Genomic DNA, 16,329 nt, shown 5'->3' on the forward strand with positions numbered 1-16,329 from the left:
CAATGAAGGAATGGGAATTGGGAAACGACGGGTTTGTGATGGAATATATGATCGCAGGTCCTCAGGCGGATCCGTTTGAGGCGGAGGAACGGGCTGAAAATCAGCTGGAACTGGAAGCAAGGCTGAGAGCGTGCGTTGTCACGCCTAAGAAAAAATATTTGAAGATGTCCCCGAAACTGGGAGAAAGGGCTCAAAACGGCTGTCTATGGTCTGTGTGGGTACAGGGAAACAACTGCTTTATTGATGTATCGGAATTTTACTCTACCCTTCAGCGGATAACACTGACGGCAGCTGTCTGCTTAAACGCCAAAGAGGAAGGACCTGTGCGGGCCAGGATCTGGACGTATATGGCTGCAGGGATTTATTGCAATGGGGAGCTGGCAGGAGAGGTGCAACGACCGGTATATAAGCCCATTCAGTATCAGGATGTGGTATTTCACTTAAAGAAGGGAAGAAACCAGATTTTATGCGATTGTGAGAACCTGGGAGTAAGAGATACACGAAATCTGCTGGGAATTCAGATCATGGATCACAGAGACAGAATCAGAGTGAGCCTCCCTGATTTGGACTGCCAAAACCAGGTGTTTGAGGATGCAAAATTTATAAGACAGTTAAAGCTGGAGCATGGGGAGCTGGCAATGCCAAAAGAGGCAGGGCCGGAAGTATCCGTATGTTATCACAGGGAAAGTCCTGACTATGAGGTAATGCGCCGTCCAGAGGTATGGACGGCTCTGGAGGGAAAAGTGCGGGAGCGTATTCCAGAGAAAACGGCGCTTTTGTCCATCAGAATCCAACGTCCGGGCTATGTGCTGAAACGGAAGTTGGAATTTGCGGAACGCAGAGTGCCGGTACATCCTTCTCCAACTGTGACCAGAGAAGAAAACTGGAACAGAATATTAAGGGAAATCGGAGAGGTGGGAAGTTTAAACAGAGGCGATTTTGGCTTTCCGATCTTTAATATTCTGGCAAGAAAACAGCTGGGGATTCAGGATCCAAAGGACAGAGGGCGGCTGTTTGAAATGCTGGAACTCATTGAACGCCGGGTAGACTGTTCGGATTTTCTGGTCTGCGGTCTTATGCGGTATATGCACCGGTATGAGATGGATCAGGAGCTGAAGGACCGGACAAAACAGGTGCTCTTAAATTATCGGTACTGGATGGATATGGATGGAGCAGATGCCATGTGTTTTTGGAGTGAAAACCATTCTCTTATGTTTTACTATGCAGCTGTGGAAGCAGGACGTCTTTATCAGGAAGAATATTTTCCAAGGGCGGGAATGCTGGGCAGCGAATTGTATCAGTGGGGGAGAAAACGCCTGTGTCAGTGGCTGGATGATACGGAAACCTGTGGATTTGAGGAGTTTTTAAGTACGGTTTATATGTGCGTTACCTTTGCAGCTTTGTTAAATGTGATTGATTTTTGTGAAAAGGACCTTTCAGACAGAGCCAGGGCACTTGAGGATCGGCTGGTGGAAGAGCTTTGTCTGCAGACCTTTAAGAAAACGGTGATCGCTCCTATGGGAAGGGTTTACAGAGAGGTTATCTACCCCTTCCGCCAGGGAGCGCAGTCCATCATTCACTGTATCGATCCGTCGGCTCCCTGGGCCTATGGAGAAGGCTGGCTGGCATTTCTGACAGGCAGTACCTACTGTTTTCCGCAAGGGCTCACAGAAAAGATGGAGCAGGAAGTTTGCTGCCGGTATACATCAGGAAATGCAAAAATTGTATTGGAAAAAACAGAAAATTACTGTCTCACCTCGGTGGAATCGCCCAGAAAAGACAGAGATGACCGCTGGAAGAATATACGCAGGGAAAGAGGAGAAACGTCCCGCACCCATATGTTTATCAAGTCTTTAAACGAGTGTTTCCACGGCACATCAGCCTTTGGGCCGGGAATTTACGGATATCAGCAGCATATGTGGTATGGCGCTCTTTCGCCGGAGGCAGTCATTTTCACCAACCATCCCGGCGCAACAGCGGAGGATTCTGATATGAGACCGGGGTATTGGTATGGAAATGGGGTTATGCCTGCGATTAAGCAGGTTCCCGGGATACTGGGAGTCATCTATCAGATCCCTGAAAGCCATCCGATTCATTTTACCCATGTGTACTGTCCCAAAAGCCGGTTTGACCGGGCAGAACAGAAAGGGAAATGGCTGTTTCTTCAAAAAGCTCAGGGCTTTATGGGCTTATGGTGCAGTGAACAGCTGACAGCCTTTGACGATACGGTCTTTGACAGTGAACTGCGTGCTTATGGAAGCCAAATGGCTTATCTGTGCATCTGCGGCAGCAGACAGCAGTGGGATACATTGGATAGCTTTATGGCATGGGCTGGCAGCCTGGAACCGTTTTATGAAAGCGAAAAAGGCTGTCTGAGGGCAGGTGCTGATTTTGAACTTACATATCAGCTGTCTCAGGATGATACGCAGTATCTTTTATAGATTACCTTAAAAATCATAAATACAGAATATATAGGGAGAATCAGAATGAATTGTAATGTAGATCTTACCAGAGTGAAAGCCCCCTTGCTTTTTGAAGCCTCAAAGGAGATAAGCTGGAGTAATCCAAAGCTTTATATTAAGGATGATCTGAGGACGCTGGTCTTTACAGGCTGTTATAAAAAGGGGGAAGAGGTAAAAAGCTGCAGAGTTGTAAGCCGGAGCCGGGACCTGATCAGCTGGACCGTGCCGGTGCCGTTAGAATCGGAGTGCCGGCCGGAGGGAGAAGAGGGAAAAGACGTTCGGGCCAGTGAGAGCTGGAGCCGGTTTTCCTGGGCGTCAGCCGGAGTTTGCAGCGCGAATGCCCTGTGGGATCCTCAGCTTCATATGTATCTGGCTGTTTATCAGGGAAACCGGCCTGTAAATGGCACAGATGACGAGACGGAGGGAAGCATCGGTATTGCCGTCAGTCGGGACCTGACTCACTGGCAGAGCTTTTTAAAGGATCATCCCACATATCCCGGTCATGGCGTCATTTATGAGGGTGATTATTATCCGGCGATTCCTTTTAGCGAGTATATTCATCCTGAGGAGCTGCCGGCGGGAGAAAAAGTGTTTGATGTGCGTGATTTTGGCGCAGTTTCTGATGGTGAGACGCTTTCTACAGAGGCTGTTCAGGCCGCTGTGGATGCAGCCGCAACCTGTGGAGGTACGGTTCTGGTATCAGGAGGATATTACTGTGTGGGCGCTGTTCATCTTGCGTCTGGGATAACGCTTTGGATCCATTCAGACAGCGCTCTTTGCGCTTCACGTGATCTGGAGAATTATGGAGATGCTCTGATTGGCTGCGTAGGCGCGGAAGCTGTAACGATTACAGGAGGAGGAAAGATAATCGGGAGAGGAGAATATTTCGTATATCTTCCCCAAAATCCGCCGCTTACTGTTCCAATGGAGGTAACAAAGCTTCCGCCATTTTTGTACGATCCCATGGGGTATCCGGTAGATTCCATCCGATATACATACCGCAGCCGTATTCGATATGCTGAGGACCGTTATGCAGAAGGCCTGCCGCCTATCCAACGGCCTATGTACACAGTCTGGATCCGCAGCAGCCGGAATGTGGCGATCCGAAATATTATCATCGAGGATGCCCTTGACTGGACGCTGTGCGTAGACTGCAGCCGTCAGGTCAGAGTACGGGATCTGGTAATCAATGGAAACCGCCATGTGGCAAATACAGACGGTATTGACATCATGGGAAGCAGTCAGGTGGAGGTAGATCACTGCTTCGTATCCTGCGCGGATGATGGGATCTGCGTGAAAGCCCCTATGAAACAGGGGCATGATGGGATTAACATTGAGGATGCTGACGCTGAAATGGGAGGTACGGAGCAGATCCATATTAAGGACTGCACAGTGGTTTCCGTAATGAATGCATTTAAGATTGGAACAGAGACCTATTTTGATATTAAGGACATAACGGTGGAAAACTGCCGTTTTATGCTGCCTGATATCTATCCGGGGACTGTTTCCGGTATTTCCATTGAATCAGCAGACGGGAGTCATATCCAGAATGTCCAGATCCGCAATATTGAGATGGATAAGGTTTGCTGTCCTGTATTCATCTGCCTGAATATGCGCAATAAGTACGGATTCTTAAACGATGAGGACAGGGAAGAGAAATATTACGGAGGAGCGATTGAGAATATTGTCATTGAACACGTTCGAGCTTTCCAGACAGAGGTTCCAAGTATCCTTACGGGCTTTCAGACACAAGAGAATGGAAGGGTAATTGAAAGGCGGATAAAGGATATTCAGATCCGTGACTTTCAGGCTGTTTACCGGGATAACAAAGAGGATTTGGACATTAGAAATCCTGTTTATGAAAACGTTCGTGATTACCCGGAAAACAATGCGTTTGGAGATGTGCCGGCATATGGATTTTACATTCGCCATGCAGAGGGAGTGTGCTTAGAGGACTGGGAGGTTATTCCAAGAACCATGAATACCAGAGAGGCGGTTGTCCGGGAATATACGGACTGAAGGGAAAGGAAGGAAATAAAGATGAGTTCTCTTTATAAAGAGATTAAAAGGCGATATGAGGTGTGGAGAGAGAACGCGTTACAGGATCCGGAGCTGGTTCAGGAGCTGGAGGAAATGGCGGGGAATCCAGATAAAATAACCGATGCCTTTTATCAGAATCTGTCATTTGGTACAGGAGGGCTTCGGGGAGTGATCGGGGCAGGAACCAACCGGATGAATATCTATACGGTAGGAAAAGCCTCTCAGGGACTGGCTGATTATATCAACAGGAATTTTTATGGAACGGACCGCAGGATTGCAGTCAGCTATGACAGCCGGATCAAAAGTTCTCTGTTTGCCAGACGGGCGGCAGAGGTTTTTGCGGCCAATGGGATCCATGTTTTTATATACAGTGAACTGATGCCGACCCCGATGCTGTCTTGGGCCGTCCGCAGGCTTCACTGTGCAGCAGGCGTGATGGTGACGGCCAGTCACAATCCGGCCCAATATAACGGATATAAGGTTTATGGGCCGGATGGCTGCCAGATTACCACAGAAGCAGCCTCCAGGATTCTGGACTGCATTGAGTGTACGGATGCCTTTATGGATGTAAGAATCACAGAGTTTGAAAAAGCGCTTGGCAGTGGAATGATTTCTTACATTGGGGAGGAGACGATTACTTCTTTTATAGAGGCAGTAAAGGATCAGTCTTTGGCCGGGGAGCTGGATGGACAGATAGACAGGGATATGGCAATCGTATATTCCCCATTAAACGGAACGGGTCTAAAGCCTGTATTAAGGACCTTAAAAGAAAGCGGATTTACAAATATTACTGTTGTAAAAGAGCAGGAAGCGCCGGACGGCCATTTTCCCACCTGCCCTTATCCTAACCCGGAGATACGGGAGTCTATGGCTCTGGGAATGGAGTATGCGGCTGAATGCAATGCAGACCTTTTGCTGGCTACAGATCCTGACTGTGACCGGGTTGGAATTGCAGTGAGGGATAAAGCCGGGGAGTATGTGCTTTTGTCAGGGAACGAAACAGGACTTTTACTTTTGAACTATATATGCAGCCGGAGAAATGAGCTGGGAACAATGCCGGAACACCCGGTCTTTATAAAGACGATTGTGACTATGGATATGGCGTCCCGGATCGCGGCAGATTACGGTGTAAAAACTGTGGATGTGCTGACAGGATTTAAGTTTATTGGAGAGCAGATCGGATGTTTGGAGGCAGAGGGCAGAGAGGGAGATTATATTCTGGGATTTGAGGAAAGCTATGGCTATCTGAGCGGAAGCTATGTCCGGGATAAGGACGCGGTAGACGGGGCGTTTCTGATCTGCGAAATGGCCGGTTATTACCGATCAAAAGGAATGGGGCTGTTAGAAGTTCTGGAAGGCCTGTATCAGAAGTATGGTTATTGCTTAAACACACTTCATTCTTATGAATTTGAAGGAATGGAGGGATTTGAGAGGATGAAGGGCATTATGGAACGCCTTCATGCCATGTGCAGTCGGATCTGTGATGGGGAGGTGATGCTCATTGGAGGAAAACGGATAGAGGCGGCAGAGGACTATCTGTGCGGAAACATTTTTCTGGCAGATGGAGGCCGGGAAACGATCAATGGACTGCCGGTTTCTGATGTGCTGAAAATCCGACTGGAGGAAAATTCCTCTGTGGTAGTAAGGCCTTCAGGAACAGAGCCTAAACTTAAACTTTATATTTCTGTCAGCGCAAAAGACAGGGAAACGGCCTGTGAGGAAGAGAAAAAGCTCACAGCCTGGATGGAAGGATTATTTTTTGCAGAGAACAACAGAAAGGAACCGTAGGACATATGCTTGTAAAACCATATTTTCAAGATCTTAATAATCTTCATGTGGGGACAGAACCAAACAGAGCGTACTATATCCCTGCTTCAGGCGGCGGCTTTTTCGGAGTGGATCGGGAAAATTCAGACCGGTTTCAGAGCTTAAACGGGATCTGGAAATTCCATTATGAGCCATCTGTCAGCAACTTTGATCAGCGTTTTTTTGAACCGGGAGCAGATTTAGAGGGATATCAGGATGTGCCGGTTCCCGGAATGTGGCAGATGTACGGAGCGGATGGAAATCAGTATTTAAATCTCAGGTATCCATTTCCCCTGGATCCGCCGTATGTACCCAGAGAAAATCCATGCGGAGCCTATGTCCATTCTTTTCTATATCATTGTCTGCCTGAAGCTCCCAGGGCATACCTGAACTTTGAGGGAGTTGATTCCTGCTTTTATGTATGGATCAACGGGCGGTTTGCGGGGTATTCTCAGGTATCTCACTCTACCAGTGAATTTGATGTGACAGAGCTTCTTAATGAGGGTGAAAATACACTGGCAGTTCTGGTTTTGAAATGGTGTGACGGAAGCTATCTGGAGGATCAGGATAAATTTCGCATGAGCGGAATTTTCAGAGACGTATATCTTTTAAAACGTCCGAAATCGGGAATCCGGGATTACCGTATCCGAGCGGTGCCTGTAGGTCAGGGAAAGGCAGAGTTTTGTCTGGATCTGGATTTCTACGGAACTCTTAAGGAAGCAGGGTATTGTCTGATGGATGCCCAGGGCCGATGCTTTCAGGAAGGAAACTGCAGCGGTCATATTCAGGTACAGCTGGAACAGATCGTATACTGGAATGCAGAGCAGCCCTATTTGTATACGCTGATTCTCAGTACGTCGGATGAGGTGATCACAGACCGTGTCGGATTCAGGGAAATACACGTTGCAGACGGAGTGCTCTACATCAACGGGACGCCGGTAAAGTTTCATGGAGTCAACCGGCATGACAGTGATCCTGAAACGGGCTTTGTAATTTCAAAGGAACAGATGTGCCGGGATCTGACCCTGATGAAGGAACATAATGTAAACGCAGTCCGCACCAGCCATTATCCCAATGCACCTCAGTATTATCATCTTTATGATGAGTATGGATTTTATGTGATTGACGAGGCAGATAATGAAAGCCACGGCACAGATAAGGGGTACAAAAAAACAGACGACTGGGATACCCATGTGAAGAAATGGGGACGTCTGATTGCTGATAATCCTGCGTTCATACCAGCTACTCTGGATCGGGTGCAAAGGTGTGTGGAACGCGATAAGAACCGTCCGGCAGTGGTGATCTGGTCTATGGGAAATGAGTGTGCTTATGGCTGTACCTTTGAGGAGGCGCTTAAATGGGCAGCGGCGTATGACAACACCCGTCTGCTTCATTATGAAGGAGCCAGATATGTGTCTGATCACCGGGTATACGACAGAAGCCTGCTGGATCTGTACAGCCGTATGTATCCTGATTTTGAGGAAATCCATCAGTATTTCAAGCGGCGTCATAAAAACCCGTATCTTATGTGCGAATATTCCCATGCCATGGGAAATGGGCCGGGAGATCTGGAGGATTATTTTCAGATCATTCATCAGTATGAGGGAATGTGCGGAGGCTTTGTCTGGGAATGGTGTGATCACGCAGTTCTGGCAGATTTTAAGGAAGCTGAATCGAAACGATATCTTTATGGAGGAGACAGCGGGGAATTTCCCCATGACGGCAATTTCTGCGTAGACGGGCTGGTTTATCCTGACCGGCGTCCTCATACTGGACTGCTGGAATTTAAGCAGGTGTACCGTCCGGCCCGAATGGTCTCCTGTGATCTGAGAGCCGGAGCGATCCTGATTCACAATTATATGGATTTTACAGACCTGAAGGATTATCTGAAAATCTATTGTATTTTCGTAAAAAACGGAAAAGACGCGGGAGAGACAGAACTCGAACTGCCGCAGTCTGTTCGGCCCCATACAGAGGGAGTGGTCTATTTTGAAAAAGAACTGCCGGAGGAGATAGACGGAATCCGCATCCGATATATTTTGAAAAAGGACAGTGGAAGCCTTAAAGCGGGACATGAGTTAGGAATAGACGAATTTCTCCCCTTCTGGAACAGGGAGTCCATTCAGGCCGCGGCACGGAAAAACGTACTGGAAAAATCAGGAATATCCAGTGATCATGGTTTAGCACTGGAACAGGGGGAGCGGTATATACTGGTGAAGGGGAGGCATTTTTCTTACCGCTATGACTGCTTTTTGGGAACGTTTGCATCCATGGAGCTGGACGGAAAAGAACTGTTTGTGCGCCCCATGGAATATAATATCTGGAGAGCACCCGCGGACAACGACAGACGGATCCGGCTGGAGTGGGAGCGGGCCGGTTACGACAGAGCTAAGGTAAGGACGTATACAACGAAGGCGGAGCTTGCGGAGGAAGGAATCAGGATACAGACGGATCTGTCTATTGCGGCAATTCATATCCAGCCGTTTTTAAGGATTCGGGCTAACTGGCTGGTGGAGAATACAGGCACTGTAAGGGTGAAGCTGACAGTATGCAAAGATCCGGAATTTCCCTTTCTCCCGCGGTTTGGGCTGCGTATGTTCCTGCCTGAGCGGATGAACCAGGTGGAATACTGCGGAACCGGACCAATGGAAAGCTATGAGGACAAGCACCAGGCATCATGGCACGGAATATTTAAGGCGGCCGTATCCGATCTGTATGAGCCTTATATCAGACCGCAGGAAAACGGGAGCCATTGGGACTGCGACTATATCTGTTTAAAGCAGCCGGATAAGGGGCTTCTCGTTATGGGAGAGGGGACGATCTGTTTTAACGCTTCCCATTATACACAGGAAGAGCTGACAAAGAAGGGTCACCGATTTGAGCTTGAACCCTTACATGGAACGGTTCTCTGTCTGGATTACCGCCAGAGCGGCATTGGATCCAACAGCTGCGGGCCGGCTCTGGCTGAAAAATATCGGTTATCAGAGAAGCATTTTGAGTGGAAACTGGCGCTGTATCCGTGGTCTGTGTCAGAGGACGGCATTTGAGAATGGTCTGAAATACCGCAATTCCTCCTTGACTTTAACAAATTAACTTGCTATACTTTCCGTAAAATGTACATCAAAAGATGGAGCATCCCACAAGGCGTCCGGCTCGCGGCCGGATGCACATTTCAGACAAAAACCAAAGGAGGAGTTATACCATGTCATACGTTGATGAGATCTATGAGAGAGTGGTAGCACAGAATCCCGGCGAGCCGGAATTCCATCAGGCAGTAAAGGAAGTTTTGGATTCTTTAAGGCTGGTGATTGATGCAAACGAGGAGAAGTACCGCAGGGCGGGCATCCTGGAGCGCTTTACCGAGCCGGAGCGCATCATATCTTTCCGCGTACCGTGGGTGGATGATAAGGGGAATGTGCAGGTTAACAAGGGCTACAGAGTACAGTTCAACAGTGCCATCGGACCCTACAAGGGCGGACTTCGTTTCCATCCTTCCGTAAATCAGAGCATTCTTAAGTTCCTTGGCTTTGAGCAGACCTTAAAGAACTCTCTCACCGGTCTCCCCATGGGCGGCGGCAAGGGCGGCTCCAACTTTGATCCAAAGGGCAAGTCAGACCGTGAGGTGATGGCATTCTGCCAGAGCTTTATGACGGAGCTCTACCGCCACATCGGCAAGGATACCGACGTTCCGGCCGGCGATATCGGTGTAGGCGGAAGAGAGGTTGGATATATGTTCGGCCAGTATAAGAGGATTACCGGCTTGTATGAGGGCGTTCTTACCGGAAAGGGACTGACCTTTGGCGGATCTCTGGCAAGAACCCAGGCCACCGGTTACGGCCTCGTATATATGCTGGATGAGATGTTAAAGCACAATGGCAAGGAAATCGCAGGAAAGACCGTACTTGTATCCGGCTCTGGAAACGTTGCCATCTACGCAGTAGAGAAGGTACAGCAGCTGGGCGCAAAGGTAGTTGCCATGAGCGACTCCAACGGCTATGTATACGATCCGGAAGGCATTAAGCTGGATGCAGTAAAGGAGATTAAGGAAGTACGCAGAGGACGGATTAAGGAGTATGCAGATGCAGTTCCTTCTGCCGTCTATACAGAAGGAAAGGGTATCTGGACTATTCCATGCGATATCGCCCTTCCCTGCGCGACCCAGAACGAACTGAATCTGGAGGATGCAAAGGCTCTTCTTGCAAACGGCTGTTTTGCAGTGGCAGAGGGAGCAAATATGCCTTCCACCAGAGAAGCAACGGATCTGTTTGTTGAGAAGAAGATCCTGTTTATGCCTGGTAAGGCTGCAAACGCAGGCGGCGTGGCAACCTCCGGCTTAGAGCAGAGCCAGAATGCCTTAAGGCTGTCCTGGACCTTTGAAGAGGTAGACGAAAAACTCCACAAGATCATGGCTGATATCTTTGCAAAGGCGGCAGATGCAGCAGAGCGCTACGGCGTTCCCGGAAACTATGTAGCAGGTGCGAATATCGCTGGCTTTGAGAAAGTGGTTGAGGCTATGATGGGCCAGGGTGTGTGCTAACGTATAAATATTTAAAGTAACAATTCAGGGTGAGGAATTTTCTTGAATCTTTCGTCATTCAAGAAGCAGCGGAGGAATCTCCGATGTGAAAATAAGTGACATTTAATCATAAAAATCCCGTACGTGGCTGGGTACAGTACATATACGGGATTTTGTGCGTTCAGTTAGAAATCAGATACGGGGACATAGTCAAAAACTGTTGCTGTCAAAAGATAGGTGGATTATGAAAAATGCACATAAAATTTTATGAAAAATACAGATAAATATTGCTATTGACATAAATAAAATGTTTTGGTATGATAAGAACATACAAAGTACAAAAAAATGAATATTAGAAAACTATGAGGAGAATGATGTATGAAGCCGGAGAATGATCAGATTTTATATCAAAAAAAAGGTGTAACGATCAGTAAACTGGCTTTGGATCTGCTTTCAAAGGATGTGGGTGACCGTGTTGCTCCGATTTCACATTATCAGGAGGAATTTCAGGTATCCAGGGGAACAATGCAGAATGCATTTAATTATTTAAAAGATATCGGTGCAGTTTCTTTGGCGCATCATGGACATCAGGGAACCTATATAAGGGCATTAGACTATAAAAAGCTTCAGGAAAATTGTTTGGAAAGAGAGATTATGGGAATTATGCCCTTGCCCTATTCTCAAACATATGAGGGATTTGCTACAGCAATTTATGATCAGTTTCGATCTTTGAAATTTAATATGGCTTATGCGAGAGGCGCCGTAGGGAGGATTCAGCTTGTTGAATCAGGAGCATATCAGTTTGCGATTGTATCTCAATATGCAGCTGAGTATGCGATATCCTGTGGAAGTGAGATAGAATGTCTGTTAAATTTTGGAGCCGGCAGCTTTTTGTCAAAGCATATTCTCCTGCTGCGTGATCTACAGGAGGAAGGGATTCGGGAGGGGATGAAAGTTGCTTATGATGAAGACTCCCTGGATCAGAGTCATATTACAAGCAACCTGATAAAGAATAAAAATGTTCAGTTAGTAAAGCTGAGAACGCAGCAGACGATTTCAGCCTTATTAGATGGAACAATTGATGCCGGCGTTTGGAATTATGATGATATAATTGAGAATCACCATCTGAATGATCTGAAGATTATATTTTTAAAGGACAACGAATACAGCAGCTTATTTTCCACAGCTGTAATGGTGATAAAAAAGGGAAATCAGTATTTGGCGGAACTGTTAAGAAAGAATATAAGCGTAGAAGTAACTTTGAAAATATTAAGTGAGGTAAGAAGTGGAATTAGAGAACCTTATTTTTAATAAAAGGGGTTGAAGCACCAGAACGATATAAAAGAGCGCGACTGCCGCTCTTTCATATATTTTGCAAAGTACAAAAAAATGTATATTGGAGGGGTGAAAGATGTGCACACGGAAGTCGGTCACAGAACGTCTCAAAATTATGGAGAATGCAGGGATGATTTCTGAAAAAGTAGCTGTGTTTTGCACCAGTGCAGCAGGGATGATTTTAAAAGAAAAGGGGGATGCGGATGAGGAGAAGCTGAATATGTTCATTACACATCTGGCCATGGCGGCAGACCGAATGGAAAAAGGAAATGACAATGAGATTCAGATAAGTCCTGACATTTTGGAGGAGGTGAAAAAAGAAGAGGTTTATAAATGTGCCTGTTCTGTACAGCAGCAGATATTACAGCTGACAGAATTGGAATTTACGCAGACAGAAACAGATTTCCTGACGGTTCATATCTGTAATGTACTGATGCCGTAAAACGGGCATATGAAAAACGAAGGGGATCCAACTCCACAAAACAAAAATGCAGGAGGAAATGAAAATGCTTAATTATTTATTAGCGGCAGCAATAGGTGCAATGTCGGCTCTTTTGGCAAATAAGAATGTTGCTGTGTATAACGATGGTTTCCGTCCCGTGTATACGGAGTATTTCAGCGGAAGAATGGATAGAAAATCTCTGGCGGCAACGTCTTTTGCGGTAAGCTTTGGTCTGATTGTAGGATTTGGCTTTACAAACTCTATCGCTATGGGAATCATTATTATCCATACGTTTTTATTGATGGGAGACATCATAGGAACATGGTGCCCGGATACACCAAAGGGAACGATCCTGTCGGTGATAATCGGGGCCATTTGGGGAGTTATGGTTGTTGCCTTTATGTCCTCAATTGCAAATCTCTTTTCCGGTTTACCCGTCAATTTTCTTCCTTATATAGGAAATGTAGCAGATATTGTAGTGGCAACGTTTGCTGTCTTTCCATCTCTCGCAGTTGCGTATCAGCATGGAATAAAAAAGGGCGGGATTACTGCAGTTATAACGCTGGCAGCGTATATCCTGGTTAAAAACTTTGGTGTGTTTAATATTGGAGAATTGAAGCTTTCTCTGAATGCGGATGGAATGTCAATGCTTACAGGGACGATTGTGATGATATTTTTTGCAGTCAGAACGAAAAACGAGGCAATTGGCGCAGACCTAACCAATATTTTTTCTGAAAATGTGAACCGCATAAAAAAGAACTGGATTTATTTTTCTGTTATGGGCGGCTTGTTATCCGTGGCAGCTTCGCAATGTCTGCTTACGACAGATGTAATCTCCGGGCCGCTGATGATGAAGAACGAATTTGCGCAGGCGGCGTTGGTAGCCTGTGTCCGTGCAATTGGTTATATACCATTAGTTTACACCACAGCAATTGTAACAGGCGTATTTTCACCAGCAGGGTCGTATTTTTCCATAGCAGCAGGAATGTTTTGCGCTTCATTGGGATTTTCTGTTCCCGTAACCTGTATTGTGTCCTTTGTGAGCGGAGCAGCAGTTATCACATTAGAGACATTTTTTCTGGGAAGTGTGGGAAATATGCTTGATAAATTTCCGGCACTCAGGGAACTGGGGGATCACATCAGAAATGCCATGTCACAGATTCTTGAGGTTGCTTTGCTGGTCGGCGGATTCACTGCTTCAGCTGCGATTATGAATGAGGTTGGAATGTCATATGTCGGTTCAATGATTGTTATGATGGTATGGATGATGAACAAATGTGCAAAGAAACCATTTTTGATTCCAATGGCAGTAGGGCCTGTAGTTACAATAGCCATGGGATTTGCAGCAAATTTAATTAAATTATTGGGACTTGCGATTGTATAGGGAGGTACAAAATGAAGATTGTTGTTGGTGGAGCGCTGAATAAAAAAGAGAATGCTGAATTGATTGAAACATATGGAAACGGACAGGTTGAAGTGCAGATTATGCAGGATATACAGGCTGCGCTTGCACTTAAAAACGGACAGGCAGACTATTATTTTGGCTCCTGCCAGACGGGAGCCGGCGGAGCATTAGGAATGGCCATTGCGATGAATGGAATGGACAAATGTATTACAGTGGCTATGGTTGGAAGGGTACTGAGTGATGAAGAAATTTTACAGGCAGTACGCGATGGAAAAAGAGCGTTCGGATTTGTACCAGAGGCAGCGGCAGGCGTGATCCCTGTAATAATGAAAGGAATACTGAAATGAATGAGATCATTAGACACGCGCAGCAAACATTTCTCGCAATGAAAAATCCATATCATTCGGTAGAACGGGTTTATCCCCAGGCAATCCATACGGTGGAAAATAAAGAAAAGGTTTATTATGTGGGTATAAAAAATGTGGTTCAGATCCCGATAGAACTGATTAGAAAATTAAAGGTTCACGGATATGAATTGCATACTATAGACAGGTGCAGTATCAATGGAAGAGCCATCGATATGCAGCTGCGCAATCCAATCACGGGGAACCCGATGACGGGATCAAGCAGCGGTACAGCTATTAACGTTTTTCTGGGAATCAATGATCTGGGAATTGGAACGGATGGGGGAGGATCTGTTCTTGCTCCGGCAATGAGCCTACAATGTTATGGATTTATCAGTCCGAAGCTTGAGCAGGAACATATGAAAAAGTATAAGAGGGATTCAACGGACGGCCTTTGTTTTACACCGTCCTTGGGATTTATTTCCAGGGATTTAAGCGTAATAAAGAAGGCGGCTGAAATTTGCCTGAACCTGAAGGAAAATAATGCGCCTGTTCAAATTTTATACCAGAAAACAATAAAAGAGAAACTGAAACAATTGGGACAGACGGCTGAAAAGGCAGATATAAAGGCAGACTCCCTTGTATTCCCGGATTTTGATAACAGGAGGGATCCAATGATCGATTTTCTCAGGAAGAACCTGCCAAAATGTGACGTTCTGATAGGTTATGAGAAAAAAATCGATGTCAATGGAATGGGAGACAGCATTTTCGGCCATTTCGATGAAGAAACTCAGGCTATGCAGTTAAAAAGCGGAAAGTTTTTCGTTCGGGCAGTCAATATGGCAGGGGCAACTGCTCTGTGTATTCCTGATACGGCTCTTGCAAGCGGCTATGTGCTGATATGTGAATCAAAAACAGAAAAAATTGAAAAGCTGTTTCAAATAGCAGAGAAATTCCCAATGGTAAGGGATGAATTAGCAGATCGGTATTTCAGAAATGCAGATGTGTATTTTTCATACGGCGCATTGGAGGAAGGCCTTTTGGGAGAATGAATAAAAACATCATAAAGTGACGGAGTGAGGATGAGACTGACAGATGGCTATACATTGATGCATGAGCACGTAACAATTGATTTGTCTGGTGTAAAGGGAGATGAGGATTGCCGCCTTGACTGCCTGGATGAAACAATAGAGGAATTTAGACGTCTGTATGCATTTGGAGTAAGAAACATATTAGATGTGACCAATCTGGGAATGGGAAGGAATGTAGAATATGTCAGGAAGGTTTCAGAAAAAACAGGGATCCATATTCTTACTGCTACAGGATTTTACAAGGAACCGTTTTTCCCTGATTATGTGTATACGAAGTCGGTGCAGGAACTGGCGCAGATTATGGAAATGGAACTGAACGCGGGATTAAAAGAGGCCACAGGCTGCGATATCCATGCAGCTGTAATCGGCGAATTTGGAACAGGCAAAAATCGCATGACACCCACGGAAAAAAAGGTATTTGATGCAGCGGCAATCGCAGCGAAGAAAACGGGAGCGCGAGTCACCACTCATACTACCCTGGGAACGTTTGGAGAAGAGCAGGCGGACTATCTGATCTCTCACGGAGTAAAACCGGAAAATATTATTATAGGCCATATGGATCTGTCACAGAATATGGATATAATTTTTTCCGTTTTGAAAAAGGGAGTTAATATAGGGTTTGACACCATCGGAAAAACAAACTATTGCCCGGATGCATTCCGGGCGGAGGCGCTGAGACAGATTGCGAAAAAGGAAATGCTTTCACAGGTAGTCCTTTCTATGGATATAACCAGAAAGTCTCATCTGTCATACAGGGGCGGAATTGGATACTCCTATCTGTTTGAGAAATTTATTCCGCTTTTATTAAAGGAAGGGTTCACACAGGCACAGATCGATATGCTTTTAAAAGAAAATCCCAGACGGATTCTTCTTACACCATAAAAAGGG

At 46.0% G+C, this 16,329-nt stretch carries 11 protein-coding genes; all 11 read left to right on the top strand.

The genetic code is table 11. From position 1 onward, the window contains the following. The first annotated feature begins 2 nt into the window (after positions 1-2). On the top strand, positions 3-2,441 hold the full coding sequence (locus HW447_RS15190; RefSeq protein ID WP_176255979.1) for a hypothetical protein: 2,439 nt from the start codon (positions 3-5) through the stop codon (positions 2,439-2,441). 45 nt (positions 2,442-2,486) lie between these two features. After that, complete coding sequence (locus tag HW447_RS15195) at positions 2,487-4,481, top strand: glycosyl hydrolase family 28 protein (protein WP_176255980.1); 1,995 nt, start codon at positions 2,487-2,489, stop codon at positions 4,479-4,481. 21 nt (positions 4,482-4,502) lie between these two features. Beyond that, positions 4,503-6,290: a phospho-sugar mutase gene (locus HW447_RS15200; protein ID WP_176255981.1), complete on the top strand. Its 1,788-nt coding sequence runs from the start codon at positions 4,503-4,505 to the stop codon at positions 6,288-6,290. A gap of 5 nt (positions 6,291-6,295) precedes the next feature. Next, on the top strand, positions 6,296-9,355 hold the full coding sequence (locus tag HW447_RS15205) for a glycoside hydrolase family 2 TIM barrel-domain containing protein (RefSeq protein ID WP_176255982.1): 3,060 nt from the start codon (positions 6,296-6,298) through the stop codon (positions 9,353-9,355). Between the two features lie 155 nt (positions 9,356-9,510). Continuing rightward, complete coding sequence (gdhA, locus tag HW447_RS15210; protein WP_176255983.1) at positions 9,511-10,845, top strand: NADP-specific glutamate dehydrogenase; 1,335 nt, start codon at positions 9,511-9,513, stop codon at positions 10,843-10,845. Positions 10,846-11,202: 357 nt separating this feature from the next. Beyond that, entirely contained in the window at positions 11,203-12,135 is a 933-nt protein-coding gene (gene yhfZ / locus HW447_RS15215; protein ID WP_176255984.1) for a GntR family transcriptional regulator YhfZ, read from the top strand. Positions 12,136-12,289: 154 nt separating this feature from the next. Continuing rightward, a complete protein-coding gene (locus HW447_RS15220) occupies positions 12,290-12,601 on the top strand; it encodes a PRD domain-containing protein (protein WP_176255985.1) in 312 nt (103 codons plus the stop codon). Between the two features lie 64 nt (positions 12,602-12,665). Beyond that, positions 12,666-13,985, top strand: coding sequence for a YhfT family protein (locus HW447_RS15225; RefSeq protein WP_176255986.1), 1,320 nt, complete (start codon positions 12,666-12,668; stop codon positions 13,983-13,985). Positions 13,986-13,996: 11 nt separating this feature from the next. Continuing rightward, entirely contained in the window at positions 13,997-14,353 is a 357-nt protein-coding gene (locus HW447_RS15230; protein ID WP_176255987.1) for a DUF2620 domain-containing protein, read from the top strand. Beyond that, on the top strand, positions 14,350-15,402 hold the full coding sequence (locus HW447_RS15235) for an amidase family protein (protein ID WP_176255988.1): 1,053 nt from the start codon (positions 14,350-14,352) through the stop codon (positions 15,400-15,402). The genes HW447_RS15230 and HW447_RS15235 overlap by 4 nt, the downstream gene beginning before the upstream one ends. Before the next feature lie 30 nt (positions 15,403-15,432). Further along, on the top strand, positions 15,433-16,323 hold the full coding sequence (locus HW447_RS15240; RefSeq protein WP_176255989.1) for a phosphotriesterase family protein: 891 nt from the start codon (positions 15,433-15,435) through the stop codon (positions 16,321-16,323). Positions 16,324-16,329 lie beyond the last annotated feature (6 nt).

The sequence above is a fragment of the Enterocloster alcoholdehydrogenati genome (assembly GCF_013282095.1).
GTDB lineage: Bacteria > Bacillota > Clostridia > Lachnospirales > Lachnospiraceae > Enterocloster > Enterocloster alcoholdehydrogenati.